Origin of the sequence: Streptomyces sp. NPDC090442, assembly GCF_044769405.1 — a bacterium.
Lineage (GTDB): Bacteria > Actinomycetota > Actinomycetes > Streptomycetales > Streptomycetaceae > Streptomyces.
The window spans coordinates 1-18528 of the sequence record NZ_JBIVXW010000112.1 but is presented as its reverse complement, the minus strand read 5'-3'; the positions used below and the strand labels follow the sequence as shown (position 1 = coordinate 18528).

At 70.4% G+C, this 18528-nt stretch carries 16 protein-coding genes; 1 reads left to right on the top strand and 15 read right to left on the bottom strand.

The genetic code is table 11. The features are described from left to right. Positions 1–117: 117 nt before the first annotated feature. On the top strand, positions 118–852 hold the full coding sequence (locus ACIQU6_RS41595) for a hypothetical protein (protein ID WP_403487393.1): 735 nt from the start codon (positions 118–120) through the stop codon (positions 850–852). Between the two features lie 34 nt (positions 853–886). Here ACIQU6_RS41595 and ACIQU6_RS41590 read toward each other — a convergent pair whose 3' ends face one another. From ACIQU6_RS41590 to ACIQU6_RS41520, 15 genes are all read right to left on the bottom strand, one after another. After that, positions 887–1684 carry a class I SAM-dependent methyltransferase gene (locus ACIQU6_RS41590; protein ID WP_403487391.1) on the bottom strand — a complete coding sequence of 266 codons (798 nt, stop codon included), beginning with the start codon at positions 1682–1684 and terminating at the stop codon, positions 887–889. Positions 1685–1702: 18 nt separating this feature from the next. Further along, on the bottom strand, positions 1703–2593 hold the full coding sequence (locus ACIQU6_RS41585) for a phytanoyl-CoA dioxygenase family protein (protein WP_403487389.1): 891 nt from the start codon (positions 2591–2593) through the stop codon (positions 1703–1705). Further along, entirely contained in the window at positions 2590–4731 is a 2142-nt protein-coding gene (locus ACIQU6_RS41580) for a phosphoketolase (RefSeq protein ID WP_403487387.1), read from the bottom strand. Before ACIQU6_RS41580 ends, ACIQU6_RS41585 begins: the two co-directional genes overlap by 4 nt. Before the next feature lie 3 nt (positions 4732–4734). Then, complete coding sequence (locus tag ACIQU6_RS41575) at positions 4735–5898, bottom strand: hypothetical protein (RefSeq protein ID WP_403487385.1); 1164 nt, start codon at positions 5896–5898, stop codon at positions 4735–4737. Beyond that, complete coding sequence (locus ACIQU6_RS41570) at positions 5898–6623, bottom strand: HAD family hydrolase (protein ID WP_403487383.1); 726 nt, start codon at positions 6621–6623, stop codon at positions 5898–5900. The genes ACIQU6_RS41575 and ACIQU6_RS41570 overlap by 1 nt, the downstream gene beginning before the upstream one ends. Beyond that, on the bottom strand, positions 6620–7810 hold the full coding sequence (locus tag ACIQU6_RS41565) for an enolase C-terminal domain-like protein (RefSeq protein WP_403487381.1): 1191 nt from the start codon (positions 7808–7810) through the stop codon (positions 6620–6622). The genes ACIQU6_RS41570 and ACIQU6_RS41565 overlap by 4 nt, the downstream gene beginning before the upstream one ends. Further along, on the bottom strand, positions 7810–8874 hold the full coding sequence (locus ACIQU6_RS41560; RefSeq protein WP_403487379.1) for a radical SAM protein: 1065 nt from the start codon (positions 8872–8874) through the stop codon (positions 7810–7812). The genes ACIQU6_RS41565 and ACIQU6_RS41560 overlap by 1 nt, the downstream gene beginning before the upstream one ends. Positions 8875–8959: 85 nt before the next feature. Continuing rightward, positions 8960–9385: an ATP-binding protein gene (locus tag ACIQU6_RS41555; protein WP_189957533.1), complete on the bottom strand. Its 426-nt coding sequence runs from the start codon at positions 9383–9385 to the stop codon at positions 8960–8962. Positions 9386–9651: 266 nt separating this feature from the next. Then, on the bottom strand, positions 9652–10893 hold the full coding sequence (locus ACIQU6_RS41550) for a helix-turn-helix domain-containing protein (protein ID WP_403487377.1): 1242 nt from the start codon (positions 10891–10893) through the stop codon (positions 9652–9654). Between the two features lie 84 nt (positions 10894–10977). Further along, positions 10978–12162, bottom strand: coding sequence for a helix-turn-helix domain-containing protein (locus ACIQU6_RS41545; RefSeq protein WP_403487375.1), 1185 nt, complete (start codon positions 12160–12162; stop codon positions 10978–10980). Positions 12163–12270: 108 nt separating this feature from the next. After that, the gene (locus ACIQU6_RS41540; RefSeq protein WP_403487373.1) at positions 12271–12771 is read right to left on the bottom strand and encodes a hypothetical protein; all 501 of its coding nucleotides are present in this window, start codon (positions 12769–12771) and stop codon (positions 12271–12273) included. After that, positions 12768–15002, bottom strand: coding sequence for a hypothetical protein (locus tag ACIQU6_RS41535; RefSeq protein ID WP_403487371.1), 2235 nt, complete (start codon positions 15000–15002; stop codon positions 12768–12770). Before ACIQU6_RS41535 ends, ACIQU6_RS41540 begins: the two co-directional genes overlap by 4 nt. After that, the gene (locus tag ACIQU6_RS41530) at positions 14999–16753 is read right to left on the bottom strand and encodes a hypothetical protein (protein ID WP_403487369.1); all 1755 of its coding nucleotides are present in this window, start codon (positions 16751–16753) and stop codon (positions 14999–15001) included. The genes ACIQU6_RS41535 and ACIQU6_RS41530 overlap by 4 nt, the downstream gene beginning before the upstream one ends. Before the next feature lie 56 nt (positions 16754–16809). Then, the gene (locus ACIQU6_RS41525) at positions 16810–17064 is read right to left on the bottom strand and encodes a hypothetical protein (protein WP_403487367.1); all 255 of its coding nucleotides are present in this window, start codon (positions 17062–17064) and stop codon (positions 16810–16812) included. After that, the gene (locus ACIQU6_RS41520; protein ID WP_403487365.1) at positions 17064–18314 is read right to left on the bottom strand and encodes a site-specific integrase; all 1251 of its coding nucleotides are present in this window, start codon (positions 18312–18314) and stop codon (positions 17064–17066) included. Before ACIQU6_RS41520 ends, ACIQU6_RS41525 begins: the two co-directional genes overlap by 1 nt. Positions 18315–18528: the final 214 nt, after the last annotated feature.

Sequence of the window (18528 nt, the reverse complement as noted above, 5' to 3'; positions counted from 1 at the left end):
AACTTCGCCAGGAAGCAATAGCCGATGCAACCTCCACCAGCGGCCTTGCACCCACCCTCAGCCGGAAACGGACATCACCTCACGAACCACCCACTCAGAGAGGCCCAACGCCGCGCCATGCTCCACCGCCGCACACTCCTTGGATTCGCGCCTGCCGCCCTCGCGGCAATCGCTCAGCAGTGGGCCACTCTTGACCCCGTCCTCGCCGCCTCCGCCACCCAAGGCCGCTCTGTCGCACCGGAGTTCATCACCTGGCTGGAGACCAGCGTCCAAGACCTCGCCAGTATGGCCACGGCCGACCGCCAGCACACCGCCCAACTCCTCGACAGCTACTACGACACCGTCATCGGCCTGTTGGAGAACGCCCGCCACGACGCGGCGACTGATACCCGCCTGCACCTATTGGCCTCCTCCCTGGCCCAGACCATCGGCTGGCACCGCTTCGACCACGAACACCACACGGCCGCCGGCCACTACTGGAACGCCGCCCTCCACGCCGCTCACCAGGCCGGCGACACCGATCGCGGCGCAGGCGCATTAGCTGATCTCGCCTATCAGAGCCTCTGGTTGGGCCAGGCCGCACCCGCCATCGACGTCCTCGACCATGCCCTGAACCGCACCCAAAACTCCACCGCCCGCTCCCTACTCCACCTCCGCAAAGCCCGCGCCCTGGCCACGAACGGCGAACCCCGCGCCTGCCGCCGAGCCCTAGCAGCCGCCGAGCACGCCCTCGACACCGCCACCACCACACCCCCCGTATGGTGCTCCTGGTACAACCACGCCGTTATGCGGTCTGTCAACCTGTTCCAGCGCGGGAGTGTCTCAAGACGTCCCTACTGCCTGGCCGCGTAACGCGGTCGTGGGCCAGGCAGCAACGGGCCGGTTGTCAGGGGCGGGTGGCGACGATGGCCTCGGTGCGTACGACTTCGTCGAAGACGCCATCGGGGTTGAACTCGGTGAGGGCCTGGCGCAGGTCGCGTTCGAACGCGTCCTTGTCGTCGCCGAGTTGGGCGGAGCTGGAGTAGCTGTAGGAGAACTGAAGGCCGATGACCTCGTCCAGTGTGCGGGTGACGGTCCGGTCCCAGCGGGCGGTTTCAACGTTGGAGAATGGGGAGCGGGCCACCACGTCCTGGTGGCGTTCCCTGGGGTGGGCGTAGGTCCCCGACCCGGCCCGTCGCTCGGGCCCGAGGTAGCGGGTGCGGACGTCGGCAATGACCTGGAGCCAGGGGGCGGGCTCAAGATCGCCGGGGGCCCCGCCGGAGGCGAGGACGACGGCCCCGTTCGGCTCGACGAGCTGGTCGAGGTCGCGAAGGGTCTGGTCACGGTCCATCCAATGGAAGGCCGCCCCCATCACGGTCAGCAACACCGGTTCCAGGCCCATGCCGGGCAGGGTGGTGGAGTCGCCTTGGCGCCAGTCGATGTTGGTGATGTCCTGCTCGGCGGCGAGTTTGCGGCCCTCGTCGAGCATGCCGGGCTCGGGGTCGACGGCGGTGACGTGGCCGACGAGCTTGGCGAGGGGGAGCGCGAGCACGCCGGTGCCGGTGCCCAGGTCAAGAACGCGCTGAGTGCCGTCCAGGGCGAAGCGTGCGGCCAGCATGTCGTAGAAAGCCTGGTCGTAGCCGGGTCGGTAGCGGGCGTAGTAGGGGGCGGTGGAGGCGAACAGCTCGTCGGGCGTGTAGGTCATCTCGTCAGTCTTTCGCGTTCAGTTGGCCGTGTGCGGTGTCATTCCGGAGAACGAGCCGGGTCCCGCGTTGAGGTGCTGCCACCAGGTGCGCAGGAGCGCGGCTCCGGCGCCTTCGTGAGCAATGGAGCCGTCCGGGTTGCGGTCGGGGCGGCCGAGCAACTGCTGCTCGATGTCGGTCAGGTCCCCGCGTTCCAGCAGCTGGGGGGCGGGGTCATCGACGGCAGCGAGCCAGCGGTAGCCGTACTGCATCATCACCGCCAGCCGGGGGTGGCCGGAGGTGTTCAGGCCGCCCGCGTGCCAGGTGCGGTTCTCGAACAGCAGCGCGTCATGGGGCCCCAGGTCGGGAGTGATCGCCGTGGGCGGGTCGATGGCTCCGGCCGGGACGGCGACCGGTCCTGTCTCGCTGTGGCTGCCCGGGACGACCATGGTGACGCCGGCGTCGGGGGTGAGGTCGCTGAGGAAGTAGGCGGCCTTGATCGACAGGCGCGGGACAACCTCGGTGCCGAGGTCGCGGTTGGTGGAGCTCATGTCGCGGTGCCAGCCGTGCCGCTCGGGGACGCGGATGGTGCGCGTGCCGCCGGGCGGGATGGACGGCATGTAGATCAGGTTGCTGGACATCAGGTGCAGGTTCGCGCTCAGCAGCGCGACGAGGGTAGACAGCACCTTCGGGTTGGTGACCAGCGGCAGGAAGGTGTCGTCCATGGCGACGATGCCGCGGAAGCCGTCCTTGCCGTCGACGCTGCGGTCCCTTCCGAGGGTGCGGTCGCTGGCCAGCAGCCGCATCGCCGCTGCGGCGGCCTGCTCGCGCCACTCCGGCGTGATCACGTCGCGCAGCACGACGAAGCCGTCACGTTCGAAGGCGTCCAGGACCTTCGGGTCGGGCGGGGACGCCGTATCGAGGGTCGTCATCCGCTGTGCTCCTTGATCATGAGGGCGGCTCGGGCGGAGAGGGCGGCGGCCGAGAGGCCGCAGTGCTCCAGCAGGCCCTCGGGGGTGGTGGGGCGGCTGGGCTCCCGATAGCCGACGACGTGGAACCGGCTGGTCTCGCCGCGGGCGGCCAGCAGCGCGCGGACGGGAGCGGGATGGGTGGGGACGGCCATCAGGACGGGGGTGTCGGTGCCGAACAGGCGGGTGAAGGTCCTCTCATCAAAAGCGTAGGGCCAGTGCGGGGCCGGACCGAGGACCGCGAGGTCGTTGACGTGCAGATAGCGGATCTTGATCTCGGGATGCGACCGGCGTAGCAGCGTGGCGGCGGTGGTCAGCTCGCGGGCCGGGATGTCCCCGGCCGAGGCGAGGACGAGGTGCGGGCGGCCGTGGTGGCTCAGGTGGGGCCAGATGGCGGCGCCGTCGGTGAGCTCGTCGCGGAACGGGTCCGGCGGGAAGGCGGGGCCGGGGTGCTTGTCGGTGATCAGGAAGTTGACGCGGTCGTGCCCGGCGAGCATCACCGCGAGGACCGCGGCGGCCCTCGTGGCGTCCGCGGGGGTGTAGACGTGTACGAAGCCGTCCTCGGTCTCCAGCATCGAGGAGACCAGTCCGGGGTTCTGATGGGTGTAGGTGTTGCGCCAGCCCAGCGAGGTGATCAGGTAGTTGACCGACGGCAGCCCGCCCTGCCCGGTGAGATAGCGCAGCCGCCGGTGCTTGAGGTGTTGGACCAACAGGCTGGTGTTGACCGGGGCGAAGGCTTCGTAGGTGGCGAGCAGTGCGTCCCGGCCGGTCTCGGTGTAGCCCTGCAGCCAGCCGTGACAGATCTCCTCATTCAGGATCTCGGTCGCCCAGGACGGCAGCGCATCGTCCGTCGTCACCGCCAGCCGGTTGGAGGCGAGCTCGTCCGGACTGAACAGGCGAAACGCCCCGTTGGCCGCGCGTTCGCGGACGACCGCGGACACGTCGGGCCAGGACTGGAGCCGCCGGGAGGCGAGCGGGGCCGACGGCCGTGTCGCCCCCGGTTCGGCGGTGGGACCGGGCAGGGCCTGGCGGACCAGGTCGGTCGGCCGCCCTTGGGTGGTGAACAGCTCAGCGGGCCGGTAGGAGGCGAGCCAGGCCGCCAGCGCGGCGAACTCCACGTCGTTGTGGCGGGGACTCTTCAGCGGGGTCTTGTGGACGGCCGGGGTGCCCGCGATCTGCCGGTCGGCCACCCGTTCGGGCCCGGTGTGGCCCTTGGGCATGGTCAGCACGATCATCGGCTGCCGGGCGGGCTCGCCGAGCGGCCGCTGCCGGGTGAGGGCGTCGGCCAGCAGCTGGCGGAAGCCGGGCAGGTCGGCGCCGTCGTGGATCAGTGGCTCGTAGCCGAGGCCGGTGAAATATGCGCGTACGTCGTCCTGATTCATGCCGGCCAGCAGGGAGGGGCCGCCCATCTTCAGTCCATTGGCCAGCACCACCGGCAACACCGCCCCGTGCTCTCCGCTGCCGTGAAGGGCTCGGCGGGCGAGCCAGGCCGCCGCGGTCGCCCCGGTCTCCAGCTCGCCGTCCCCGATCAGCGGGACGACCAGGCGGTGCGGGGCGTCCAGCGCCATGCCCTGGGCGATGGCGAGGGCGGGGCCGAGCTGTCCGCCGGTGTGCCGGACGCCGGGGATGAGCGGGGTGATCTCCCCGCCGAACCGCTCCGGGTGCGGGAAGCCGGTGATCAGGGCCCGCAGTTCGGGCATCGACCAGCCCGGCCCGTTCCCGGTCAGGTGCAGGCTGCCATTGAGGTAGGCGTGGGCGAGCGCTGAGGGTCCGGCGTGCCCGGCGCCGTGCAGCACCAGCAGTTCGGACCCGGCCGGCCGCCAGGCGGTCAGCGGCCCGAGGTGGGCGAGCATGTAGTTGACCGGCGGGCAGACGCCCCAGTGCCCGCGGGGAGTCTCCTTGACGTCCGCGGGCCTCAGCGGGCGAGCGAGGCGAGCGTTGTCGGTGAGGTAGAGCTGGGCGGCGGACAGGTGGTTCAACGCCCGCCAGCAGGCGTCGATGGCCTGGTCGGGCACGACCTGGGCAGCCTGCCGTGCCGCGTGGCTCCAGTCGGGGAAGCCAGGCGGGGCCGGGTCTGCGACGCGTTCGGTGGTCAGGGCCATGGGTCAGCTCCGGGTGCGGGTGGCGACCGCGTCGATGACGGCGGTGATGCGGGCGGTGCGGATGTCGGCGGTGGCGGATTCGGTGATCAGGTGGAGCATCTGGGCCTGCTCGTGGGCAGGCAGTACCGACCAGTCCAGTCCTTCCTTCTCCAGGGCGGCTGCCAGGTCGTCGGGGACGCCACGGGTGGACTTCTCGCGTACGGGCTGAAGCGTGAGCGGAACGCCCGGCCCTTCGATTGCGTCGGTCGCGGCGGTTTCGTGGGGGACGGCGGCCTGGCCGTGCACGGAGACGGCGACCGCGGTGCGGGCCGTGCCGTCGGGGAAGGTCACCCGCAGCCGTTTGCCGCGCAGCCCGGCCGGTCCGGCGCAGGGCAGAAGCAGCATGCCGCGTGTCCCGGTGCCGGCCGGGCGGGCGAGCACGTGCAGCGTCTCGGCCCCGGTGGGCAGCGGCAGCAGAGTGCGATGATCCCGGGCCGGTGCGGTGTGGGCGGCCGGCGGGGGCTGGGTGATGGCGATGATGCCGCCTTCACCGCCGGTGGCACGACGGGTGGCCTTGTGCGTGAACAGGCAGCGGTCCACCGCGGCGAGCAACTGGTCGGTGAAGTGGTGCTTCCAGCCGCCGGCGCCGCGGTCGGCCGGGAGGTGCTCGGCGGCGGCGAAGGCCAGTGCGAAGGAGACGCGCACCGGCAGCTCGTCGGCGAGCCGGTCCCGTAGTTGGGTGACGGCCCGGTGGAAGCCGGTCGCGTCGTCCAAGGCGGCGGCGATGATGACCTCATCACCGCCGAAGGTGGCCGCGCATCCGGACTCCCAGGGCTGGGTATGGAACCAGGTGCGGGTGACGGCGCCGAGGCGGGCCATCACCTTGTTTCCGGCCAGGTGCCCGTAGCAGCCGGGGTCGGTGGCGTTGGCCTGCTCGACGTGGCCCTTGAGCCCGTCGACGTCGCCGATCGCCAGTCCCACCAGTCCCCCACTGGTCAGAGCGGACGCCAGCGCGCGGGGGATGTGGCTGTGGAAGTCGGGGAAGGCGACCAGGCCGGTCACCGCGTCCTCGCGGCTGCCGGCGCACCACTCGCGCAGCGGCAGCTGCGCGGGGTCGAACAGCGGCACCGAGCTGACGAGCGGGTCGTGGGCGGGCGCCTTCGGGCAGTGCTTGCCGTTCGGGTCCATCAGCGGGAAGCCTCCGAGGTCGTCGCCGGGGACGGTGCGGGCCCGGCAGGCAGCAGCAGGGGAAGGGTGGTGAGTGTGTGGAGGCGAACGGTGCGGGCGGCCGGAAGCGGGATACCAGCCATGCGGCGGTCCAGCCAGGCGGTGTGCCAGCCCGCCGCGGCGGCTCCGGCGACATCCGCCCGGGGCGAGTCCCCGACGTGCAGGAGACGGTCCGGGCCGAGCCCGGAGGCGTGTTCGACGGCGGCGAAGGCTTCGCGTTCGGGCTTGACCGCGCCGGTCTCGGCCGAATAGATCACCTGATCCAGCAGGTTGCGGAATGCCTGCGGGGGCTCGGCCGGGATGGAGGATCCGAGGCTGTTGGTCAGGGCGAACAGCGCGAAGCCCCGCTCGCGCAGCGCGGTCAGTGCCGGCTGGGCATCCGGGAACAGCTCCGGCTCGGCGGCCCGTTGCCGGGCCCGTTCCAGCACGTGGGTGAGCGGGCCGATCAGGGCAGGGCGGCGGAAGGCGGCTGCCAGGTCGCGGGCGAGGTCCTCGGGGGTGATCCGGCGGCGTTTCGCCCCCTGTTCCATCACCGCGCGGGCCTCTTCCAACGAGATGCCCAGCAGCTGGGCGACCTGCCCGGTGGTCGGCTCGGCCTCGGGACGCACCAGGGTGCCGCCCAGGTCGAAGCAGATGCCACGTACCCCCTCCCAGAGGGTGCGGCGCAACCGGTGCTGGGTGGTCACGAGCTCACCTCCCACGCCGCCGCTTTCTCAGGCAGTGTCGGGGCCTCGACGAGGCCCGGGACAGTGCGGATGGGCAGCATCCCGTGCTCGACGTGGACGGGGGCGGGGTAGATCTGCTGCCGCAGCGGCTCCAGGGTCAGATGCCACTCGACGGCCGGGATCTTGTCGCGGCAGCAGGCGCCGGCCAGAGCGAGAGCGGCGGGCAGCCGGCCACCGTGCGGGAAGGTCGCCATGCCCAGGTCCGCGGCGAGCTCGGTGGTGTGCAGCGAGCGGGCGAGCCCGCCCGACCAGCCCGGATCGACCTGCCAGACATCCACCGCCTCGCCGGTCAGCAGCCGGGTCTGCTCGGACTCGTCGACGGCGTGTTCGCCCGCCGCCAGGGGGACTCCGGTTCCGGCCGCCCGCAGCCGGTGCCAGCCGAAGGAGCCGGGCGGCAGGAGTTCCTCGGCGAAGGTCACCTGAAGATCGGCCAGGACGGGCAGCAACTGCATCGCCTCGTCCAGGCGGCAGCGGCCCAGGGCGTCGACCATGAACCGGCCATCACCCGCCGCTTCCCGTAATCGTCCGAGCGTCTTCGCGACCGCCCTCGGTCCGGCGAGGATCAGCGGTTTGGGCAGCGGCCACTTCTGCCCCCAGAACCCCGCTGCGGTAATCCAGGCCGCCGCCTCCGGGGCCGAAGGGTGGGCCGGGTCGAGGCCGAGTGCCGAGGCGTAGGCGGGGACCTTGGGCCGGATGGTGCCGCCCAGCAGGCCGGTCACGTTCAGCCCGGTGGCACGGGAGGCCAGGTCCCAGCAGGCCAGTTCGACCGCGGAGGCGGCCTGCCGGGCGTGTGCGCCGGTGCGGTGCCGCCCGGTCTTCTTGCGGTAGGCCAGGCGGCGGGGTGCGGCGGCATCGTGCCCGATCAGCCCGGCGGCCAGATCGTCGGCGATGATCTGCGTGACCGTCTCGGCGACCGGGGCATGCCAGCCGGAGACTCCATCGCCGACCAGCTCGATGGCGAACCGGGTGCGGTGCTCGGCCCAGGCTGGGCCTGCCGGCGGCTCACCTGCCGCGGCGGCAACCGGTTCGGGCAGTTCGGACGGCAGCCCGGCGGGCTGCGGGGGCAGCTGCCAGGCGCGGACGGCGCGGACCACGGTCTTCGTGGCCACCCCGGCCTGGGCGGGTGTGCGAACCGTGAGGGCCGTCATCAGACCTTCGCCCCCGTCAGTTCCTCACCGGCGAAGGTGAAGCACCACGGGCTGCGGTAGTTCTGCCACCACTGCGGACGCAAGCCCGTGGGGACGAAGAGCTCCTCCAAATGCCGGCGCATGGTCAGGTGCCACTCGACCGTGTCCGAGCCCGGCGTGCGGTAGACGTCCATAAACGCGTTGTGGGCCTGGTAGGTCTGGAACCGGGGGAAGGCGGTGGTGACCGCCACGAAGTCCTTCAGGTGCTCGATCGCGTCCTCGATCGGGTCCAGGCCGACGATGTAGGTGAAGTCGGTGGTGATACCGCGCTGCTTCGCCCGGCCCAGAGCGGCGGTCATCTCGGCGGGGGTGAGCTTGGCCTTGGACTCCTTGAGGATCTGCCGCCGCTCGGTGAAGCACTCGGCGGTCAGCGTCAGGTGGAACGGGCCCAGTTCGGCGGCGGCGTCCATGCCCTCGTCGCTGCTCAGCACCGAGGACAGGAAGTGCAGGATGCCGCCGCAGCCGTTCGCACCCATCGCCGCGCGGACCTCGGCGAGATGGTCCAGCGCGAGGTGCTCGTAGAGGAAGCAGCCGGTGCACACCGTCACCGTCTCCACCGCCGACAGGTCCTCCATGCCGGAGTTCGCCGCGAGAGCGCCGAGGTAGCCGGGCAGGTCCAGGGCCTTGATCTTCGGGTCGGAGGCGTCTTCGAGGGTGTTGGGGCAGAACACGCAACCGGTGCACTGACTGCGGGCGTTGGAGTTGAGGGTGAGCATCTTCGTGCCGTTGCGCCAGTAGCCCAGCACCGCGTCGTCGTCCTCGATGCCGTCGACCTCGCCGACCTTCTCGCCGTTCAGCCGCAGCTCGTACTCGTCCAGCTCGAACGGGGAGTCCTCACGGCCAAGGGAGAGGATCAGGAACAGCGGGGTGTCGGGACGGGAGTCCAGCCGCAGCCGAAAGCGCATGCGCGGCTTGGTCAGCGGGGACCGGGCGCCGGAGGCGTTCAGCGCGATCAGCAGCACGTCCTCGGGGTTGATGTTCCACTCGCGGGCCACCTGGTCAAGGTGGCGGACCGATTCGAGCATCAGCTGTCCTCTTTCTCGTGGTGGGAGGTGCCGGTCGTCGACGGCGCTGTAGCCGCCGTCTGACGCGGGTGCCGTGAGGGGTGGATCAGGCCGCAACGGGAGCCAGGGGAAGACGGATGACGATCCGCTTGCCGCCCGTGGCGGTCTCCGGGAGGACCTCGGCTCTGCCGTGGACTTCGTTCACCAGGGCGTCGACCAGGAACAGGCCGCGGCCACCGAGGTCGTGGGCGGCGGGCAGCGGCTTCGGCTTGAGCGGGTGGGCATCCGCGACGGCCAGCACCAGCGCGGCCTGCTCCTCGACAGCGAGGGTGACCGTGGCGGTGGGCGAGAGCACGGCCGCGTGCCGCACCACGTTCGTCACCAGCTCACTGATGATCAGGCAGGCGGTGCCCACGACCTCCTTAGACATGCCCCAGTCGGCAAGGACCTTGGCCGTCTCGCGGCGGGCCAGCGGGACGTACTCGGCCTCGGAGATCACCTGGAAGTCATGGCGCATCACAGTGCTGGACATCGCGGGACTCACCCTCTCTCCGAGCGGCAGCCGCCCGGACCGTGACCGAAGGTAAGAGCCCCAGCACGCAGAGGTGTTCACGACGGTGAACCCGCGCTCCCCGAGCCTGGATCAGGTCGTTCGGTGAATGCCTGCTCGGGTGCGGGGAGTTGCGTACAGACCAACCTGCTCAACCGCGTACGGCACCTGCACAGAAGTCCCGTACCGGCGAACACCCAGCCACGTACGGACCTATGTGCTCAGCCGGAGCAGGGAGACACCGCTGGTCAGAGCGGCAGGCCGATGCGGTGGGCCAGACCGCGCAGGTCCCGCGCGGCGTGGGTGGACAGCTGCCGGTCGGTGAGGAACTCGACGGTGTTCCTCACCGGCGCGTTGGCGTGGATGCGCTGCGGTGCGATCTCCTCCGCGGTCAGCAGGGCAGCGACCGCCTGGGCCTCCCGGCCTCGCAGATGGGCCAGCGATCGGCCCAGGTCGGCGTGGAAAGCGGCCTGCCGTCCCGGAGCCTCCGCCAGCGTCTCGGGATGGACCCCGTTCCCGGCGGCGACGGCCACTCCGTGCAGACCGAGGTCGGTGTTCAGGCTCACCTTGTGGATGCCGACGTTGGTGGGACCGAAGTTCAGGTGCCAGGCCCGCGTCTCGCCGGTGCGGCCAGCCAGCTTGGCGGCCTCCGCCAGATGGCCGCGGACCTCCTCGGCGCGGGTGTTGCCGGGCCGCTGCCTGTCCTGGGTCAGCGAGGTGGCCGAGATCAAGTGGAGTTCGCCGAGCAGCGCATGGGTGTCAGGGCTCGTCAGGTGCACTTCGAGGGTATTGGCAGCGGCGGTGGCCTGCGCCAGGGCTTGGGTAGGACTGCCGGCCGCCATCAGCACATGGGTGTGGAAGAAGCCGGACAGGGCGGAGTAGACCGGGTCGTCCAACTCCGCGATCGCCTCGGCGGCACGGGTCACCGCGATGAACGCCAAATCGGTGTAGCCGAGGTTCTTCAGCAACAGGGTGCAGGCCGGATGGTAGGCGTCCGCCAGCAGTTTCAGCAGCTCGCGGCGGGCGGCGCCGTCGGCGGCCTCGGCGGCTGCATGCAGGTCGGCCAGCAGTGTCGGCAGCCCGGCGGCGAGGGTGCCGTATTCGGCCGCGTGGTAGAGCCGGTTGGCCTTCGCCACCCGTTCGGTCAGCACTGCCTCCAGAACCTGAGGCGGGCGGCGGTCCGGCGGGGTGGCCATGGTCAGGCCCATGAGCGTCAGCCGCAGGGCGGGGATCGCCTCGTGAGCCGCGCTGGTGTGCGGGTCCACCGGAGCGAAGGGCTGGCCGGTCAGCTCGGACGGGGCGATCTGCAACGCCTCGGCGAAGGCGGTGATGAGGCTGGAGCGGTCCAGCAACCGCTGGCCGTTCTCCACCATCGACAGATAACCGACCGATACCCCGGCCAGACCCGCGAGGTTGCGCAGACTCATCCCGCGCTGGCGGCGGGCCGACCGCAGACGCTCGCCGATCCTGACGGCCTGCTCTTCGTTCATCGCCCCCGCCTCAACTCCCGTGCCTCAGCCGTAGCGTAGGGCCAGCCTGTCGCCCCAGGGGTCTTTCCCGCCAGACGGGCGGCATCACCGCAGCCCGGCACGCTCGGCCAGATCCTGCACCGCCGCGGTGTGAACGGTGGTGCGGTCGGTGAGCGCGGCGACCAGGTCCCGGGCGAAGGGGTCCAGCCGCAGCCGCAGCGGTGCCGCCGCGTCGGCCTCGACCAGCCGGGCGGCAGCCTCGTCGGCACGGTCCTGGCGGGCCTCGGCCGCCGCGGCGACCACCAGCAGACTGGAGCGATGGGCGCCGTCGAGTGCGGCCTGATCCGCCGCGCGTACGTGGTCGGCGGCCTCGGCCGCGTCGCCCACCTCGGCGGCGACAGCGGCGCGGGCTGCGATCGCCAGGGCCGACTCCCGTGCGCCGGTGGCCCGTTCGACGGCCGTGGCAAGGAGGCGTTTGGCCTCCGGGCGGCGTCCAGCCATGGCCTGGGCGACGGCGGCCAGCGCCGGCAGCTCCCAGTCGACCCCGGCGTCCTCGGCGCGTTCGGCGCGGGCCAGCGCGTACTCCGGCAGGCCGAGGTCGATCAGCAGCCGCACCTCCTCGACCAGCACCGGCAGCGGTTCGCGCGTGCCCGGCCGGGCACGGTGCAGCAGCATCCACGCAAGATCTCTGTAGCCCAGGCGCCGCAGCAGCCCTGCGGCCAGCACATGCGCGTCCACGCGCAGCCGCACCGCCTCTTCCCGCCCAGGCCCCGTAGCGGCGGCCAGCGCGCGGTCGGCCGCCTCGATCAACTCCGGCAGCGCGAGCGCGAGATGGTGCTCATTGCCCGCGGCATCGGCCCGTGCGGCGGCCCGGGTCCGTTCCGCCAGCTCCTCCAGCAGCATGCCGGGGGCCCTATCCGGCTGTCGGCGAACCAGGCTGCGCCGCAGGTGGAAGGCAACCGCCCTCACAGCCGCGTGCTCCTCCCCGCGCGGCGGGTAAGGCTGACCGGTCAGATCCGCGACATCCAGCCGCAAGGCGGCGGCCAGCGCCGCCAGCCGGCCGCGGCGGTCCACCCACTCCCGGCCCGTCTCCAGCCCGGCGAGGTAATCGAGCTCCAGGCCGGTGCGGGAGGCAAGGTCATCCCGAGTCAGTTCCCGGTGGCGGCGCCAGGCGGCCAGGCGGGCTCCAATCGGGCCGCCAGCGGCAGCCTCGTCCAGCTCGCGCATCACCAGATTGCTCGCATACCCACTCGCCCGGACCGTGCTCTGCCAGGACAAAGCTCCATGCATCCCGTTCAGTGGAGGGTCGGGTCCCCCGTAGCAGGACGCATATGCCTGGCACGCGACACATTAGTCACACCGCTGAAGGGCGCGCGAACTGGCAGGTGACGCGCCTGGTCAGGGCAGAGGAGGGCTCGGGGCCGACAGGACCGCGACGTTGTCCCCGGACTGCCGCAGCCGTTCGAGGAGACGGGCGTTCTGGGTCTCCAGCTCGGCATTACGCAAGGCCAGGACCTGGATCTGGTCGGCGTAGGTGGCCACGGTGCCCTTGAGTTCGCGGATCTCGGCGGCGTGCTCGCTGCGAAGCTCGCGCTCCGCCTTCTTCAGCCGGGCGACTTCTGCCCGCAACTCCTCCGGTTCCGGGCGGCAGGTCTGCGGCGCTTCCAGGATCTCCTTCACCGCCTGTGCCACCGGCGAGCGGTAGTAGGAGGCGCGAGAGACGCCGGCCTCGGTGCACACGTTCACGACCGTGATCTTGCCGTCGGTTAGTTCGGGTAGCCCGTGCATCAGCCGCTCGAACGCCTCTATCAGCGCGCGGTCGATGTCGGTGAGCCCTCTGCCGCCCGCGGAGAGCCGGTCGAAGGTGTGCCGGATGCGCAGTCGTGTCTCGTCGTTCACGCCGACCTCGCGCCTTCCTTGGTGTCGTCGGTGGTGATGCTCTGGATGAGCTCGTCAAGTTCGGCGGCGTGGTCGGTCAGGGCAATCACCTGTAGCCGGGGCAGGGCCTCGCGTTCCTTCTTGGGCAGGTCGAGCACCGTCAGGGCCTGGTCCCGTGCGGTGGTGAGCCGGGGCAAGTGCACTGTCGACCGGCGGGCGTTGGGGCAGTTCAGACACATGTTGTGCAGCGGTACCGGGCGGCCGAGCGCCTTGGCTCGCTTGCGGCAGACCGCGGTGGCGGCCTGGAAGAAGCAGTCGTTGAGTACCCCGGGGTGCAGCGTCTTGGTCAGGTGCCGCAGCATCGTCCGCAGCCGGGCAGGGGACGCGACGACACCGGGCAGGTCGCCGAGTTCGCGGCGGATTCGCTCGAACTCGGCCGAGATACGCTCGGCGGCCCCGCCGGAGGAGGCGCCACCGTTGTTCCAGTCGCGGTAGATATCCTCCAGGTAGTCCAGTCGCGCTACCGCGTCGTTGGCCGCTACTTCCTCGGCGAAGCCGGACTCCGATGTACCCGCATACCCCTCGAACATGACTATTCGGGCATGTTGGTACTGCCGTGCGCCGGCGACAACGCCGAACGGCTGGTGCGCGATATGCCAGGCAAGCGTTCGACGGAACTGCCGCGTGTCGAAACTCCAAGGAACCCCTGCTGGATCAGGTCCCTCCTCGGTAAGGCCGAGCGGCCCGTCCGGGTCCTCGCCTCCGCGGCCGTGTTGATAGCTTTCTGAATCGAGGGTGTCCGGGGTGTCGTAGTCCTCGACGCCGCTTGTGTCGTTGGGGATGAACAACCCGGCTTCCGTGCTGAAGAGCTCGTTGGCATGATCGCGGAAGCGGCCCAGCCGGTAGGGAACGGACCCGAAGAGCTGATAGCCGGTGATGTCCGTGCCCCAGTAGCCGAAGAGATGGTCCGGATCGTCATGGAGGCCGAGGAGGACGTCGACGGCCTGGTGAACGATGTCCAGGACGACCCACTCGGCCTCATCGCCGCTGATCTTGCGGTTCTTGTAGACCCGCCCGCGCAGCTTGTAGCGGATCCGGCCGTCGTCGCCGGTCTCGGTGAACGCGCACTCGCGGCCCAGGAGGCGGACTTCGTCGTCGCGAAGTCCAGAAAGGTACGCGATCACGATCCAGCAGGCCGTGCGCAGGTGCTCGGTCTCCCGGTTCACAGTCGTGGGGTCCAGCCGTGGCCGCCACGGCCGGTCGGACTCCGGCCAGGGCGACATCGGAGTGTCGAGGCCGCCTTCCTCAAATCCCAGCTCGGCCGCCGCCCGTGCCACGAGGTGATCGATGCGGGCGTAGCCGCCGATCATCAGCTCGATCAAGGTGACGTTCGGCGACTGGACGACTCCGCCGACCACCTCAGCGCCTGGTCGCCGTGAAACCGCCTCCAGCGGCAGGGCCGGCAGGCCGCGCCCGGCCGCCCGGCGCTTCGCTATGAAGGAGGTGAACGCGGCTTCCTTCGCTCCGCCCATGCTGTAGGGCCTCAGGCGTGCGGCCTCCTGCAGGGCCTGTATCTCGGCACGGGCGGCGCGGATGTCGCGGCTGGCGATGGTGATGTAGAAGACGGCCGCGCGGAGCAGCGGAGCCATGATCTCCTCGGGGATGCGGTCCGTGCTGTTCTCGTCCGGTCTCGGCTCCTTGCCCACGACCGCCGCTGCTGTCCGGCCCGGCCATGGATGGACGTCCAGTCCGTCGCTGTGGAGGAATGCGCGATGGGCGGCGAGCTGCTTCATCGTGGTGACGAGCGACGCAGCGGTGGAGAGGGACCCCTTCTTCCACTGGTCCAGCAACGCCGCCAGATCCTCCCGCGTGACCGCGGAGAGCCGTGTTATGCCGAGTTCGCGCAGGTCGTGCATGGCGTTACGCACGCGGGCCAGTTCCTGCGCGGCCCACGTGATCTTCATCGGTTTCACTGTCGAGACGCTCAAGTAGCTGGCCGGGATGCCCCGGCGGAACCGCGAGTAGAGGTATTCCTTGGCCGTGCGGATGGCCGTGTCGTCGGCGAATCCCGAGAAGTGGCAGAGGGCGTTCTTGCGGGTGGTTCGGGGGACGAAGGGGCGCAGGTCCCAGACCATGTCGCCGACACGCGGCCCGCGGCCGGTCGCGGCTGTGGTGAGGTGCTCGGGCACGACGTACGCGTCGTCCGGGACCGGGGTCGCCGGACGAGCGCGGAGTTGAGGTGCAGTGGTCATGAGATGAGCTCCACAAACTGTGCGGGCAGCGACAGGCGCGGGCCGCCGGCTTCGGCGATGGCGGTGGCCGTGGTGATCTGCTCGGTGCTGAACTTCGGCCGGATGTCGTTGACGATCCGCTCCCAGGCCAGTCCGTAGCGGGCCTTCCACTCGGCGGCGGTGTACTCCTCGCACTGTGCTTCGAGGAAGTCGAGGAAGGACAGCAGGCTCGGCAGGTGCCGGGTGGTGAAGACGGCGTTCGGGCACTCCAGGCAGCCCCAGACTGCGACCGGGCACCCTGCTCCCTTCTTCCGCGCCCAGGGGGAGCTGTAGTAGTCGCGGCACGAGGCCAGCCAGACGTCGTTGTCCGTCCCGAGCGCGGCGCGGACTTCGTCCGGTTCAAGGTCCTGGTCGCTGGCGTCCAGGCGGCTGCCGTCGTCGTCCAGCACGACCGGCGCGGCCAGGGCCGCGTCCAGGGCTTCGCGCAGGCCGTCCTCCACCGCCTGCTCGTGTACCTCGCGGTGGGCCTCGATGTCGGCGTAGTGCCCGGCGGCGACCTCCTTGGTGTGGCCGGACACGAAGTCGTCGAGGATGCCGCCGGCCCGCAGATAGTTCCGCGACTTGTGGCTCTTGCGCAGGCGCCGCAGGTCCATCGACACGGGGCCGCCGCCGCGGTCCTTCATCTCATCGATCCGGTGCTGGGCCATCCAGGGCACCGCGTCCCGGGCCGTGTGGGTGCGTCCGTCCCGGTAGACGTCACGGGCTCCGGCGTCCAGGGCGAGCACCCACAGGGAATCGGTGCCGGCGAGCTCGCGGGCGCGCTGCGTGAGCCGCAGGGCGAGGCGGAGCAGGCCGCCCGGGTAGTGCAGGGCGCCCCCGTCGCTCACCCGCATCGCTTTGTGAGTGTGCTGGTGCGAGCGCTTCTTGACGTACGCGATGCTGACGAACCCGCGCGCCGGGTTGGACAGACAGTCCGCCTTCAGAGTCTTGGCGCACTCGGGTTCAAGCCCGGTCTGGCAGATCAGCAAGGTCAAGAAGGGCACCATGTCGGCCTTGGTCAGGAACAGGTGCGAGTTGACCGCTCTGATCCCGCCCAGGGCCCGCAGCGGACGATGCTGCCGCACGATGTCGTTGGTCAGCGGCCCGTTGCGGGCGACATACCACAGGACGTTCTCCAGCCGCCCCCACCCACCGGTCTCGGGGTCCTGGCCGGCTTCGGCCATCCGCTCACCGCGCAGAATCCGGTCCCGGATCGCGCGGACGTCGGCGAGCGCCGCGGCCTCCATACGCTCGAACACCGGCAACGGGTAGGCATCGAGGGGCTTACTGGTCAGCCGCTCCACCGTCGTCGCCGTGAACCCGATCCGCCCGTGCATCTCGGCGCTGAAGGCGTCCGGGGCGGACTCGTGGACGGCACGCAGCAGGCGCACGACCGTCCCGAGCAGCTTGTACGGCTGGCCGCTTCCCTTCGGGAAAGCCCGCGCCAGGTGCCCTTCGAAGGCATCCAGGAGCTCAGGTTCGAGGTCGTCCAGCGCGAAGTCGTCGGCATGTCCGGGCTCGGCCGCAGCCACGAACTCGGCGAACAGCCGCACGGCCCGGATCGCTTCGCGGAAGGCAGACTTGCCGCCCATGGTCCCGTCGTCACCCCCGATCTGGCTCAACTCCTGAGTGAGCGGGCGGACGAGGCGGGGACACGGCAGATGCGAGAGGTCGTAGCGGATATCCTCCCCATCGAACTGGATCGAGAAGGCGACCGGCCCGATGCTGGGCACCGGGTCCGGAGGAGCGGGGATGTCGCTCGCTGCTGGAAACCGAACGCGCCGCGTCCTCATGCTGCCGCCGCCTCCGAAGCGACCGCCTCCAGGGCCGCGACCTGGGTGTCCCACTCCGCGAGCGCGGACAGGACGATCTCCTGGAACTCATCCAGAAGGTCCAGGTAGATGTAGACCGTCGACTCGTGCGCATGCCCGAGAAGCAGCTGCAGTTTGCGCATGGGGCTGCCGAACAGCAGCCGCTCCAGCTCCGCCCTGGTAAATCGCCGGTCCTCCCGCTGCCCCAGCGCGCGGATGGTCTGCCGCAGCATCAGACCAAGCATCTGAACTGATGGGGCGAGACCTCGATGTCGATCCCGAAGGAAGCACAGCGCTCGTTGGCCCGGCGGAAGGCCGACTGCCACGTGGAAGGCTTGAGCGGAAACCCGTCCTCGCCCAGCCACAGCGCCAATGGCTCCCGCGGCAGGCCGGCGGCATCCACACGGAACAGGTTCCGCCGCACGCCGACGCCGATCTTCGAGTACGCCCAGGCGCGGGAAGAACCCACCACCGTCAAGGCGTGACGCCCCGCGCGGCCCACCGGAACGATCTCCTCCAGCCCGACGTACTGCTCACGGGCCCGCGCCCGCTCCACGACGGCCGAACGCTCGATCGACAGGTAGTGGTGCCACGCCCGCAGCGTCCGCCGATTCCCGAACACCCTGCGCGCCTTTTTCCGCTTGGCCACCTGAGCCGCGAGGTAGATCTCGCCCCGGCCCCCTGCGACGGGAGGAAGCTCGGTCGTCAGCAGACTCGCCCCCTCGCCCAGGCGCATGCCGGTGTAGACGAGCGAGTCGGCGAACAGCGCATTGCGCTCACCGTGCCGGCCACGCCACTTCGGGTCCGGCCTGCCATCCGGCAGCTCGCCCCGCAGCCCGACGTTGCGCCACAGCAAGTAGTCAACGAACTGCACGATGTGCAGGGGCTCCTGGTCGTCGTCCACGTCGTACTCGGCGTTGACCCGGACGCGCTTCGGTCCCTGCGGCGTCATCACCGTCTTGTCGATGTACCGGAACGGCTCGTGATCCAGCAACTCCTCGTAAAGGGACCACTCCACCCACTTGTCGAGAGCCGCGATGGACCGGCGCCACGTGGCCGCGCTGATCGAGTTCTCGTCGTCCATGCGCATTCGGACAACCTTGTAGGCGCGCAGATCAGCGCTGTCCGTCTCCCATATCGACTTCCCTCCCCGGGATTCGTGCAGGAACCTGCAGTACAGCATGATGTCGCGCATGTAGCCCTCGTGCCCGTTGTCCGACCGCACGCCCCAGCTGTCGAGTTCGCGCCCGAACCGGTTCAACTGCACGTCGTACGAACCGTCGGGGCCGAGGATGAAGCACTTGCCGTCGCATGCCCCCGCCCGTTCCAGCACGGCCGACGCGTCGAAGGGCCACGGACCAGCTGCCCGAGCCTGCGCAGTCCGATGCAGGAGGACCACGGCCTCCGGCGCCGGCTCCCCGAAGGGGGCGACGACTCCCTGTCGAGCGGTGGCAGTTGACGTGCTGGAACTGGTGCGCTTCATCGGACCCCCTGAGACAGCAGCTACGCGAACATAACTGCGTGCTACGTGAGACAGAACGAAGCGCCAACATAAACGCCGATCTCGCAGTCGACTCCGGCCAGGGCTGTTGCAAAGTCTTGGGGGTTCCACGAATCTGCAGGTCACAGCTGGGTGACGGTCTGTCAGGATGGCCTCTCCGTATGCAACGAAGCTCCGACGATCAAGGTGACCTCCC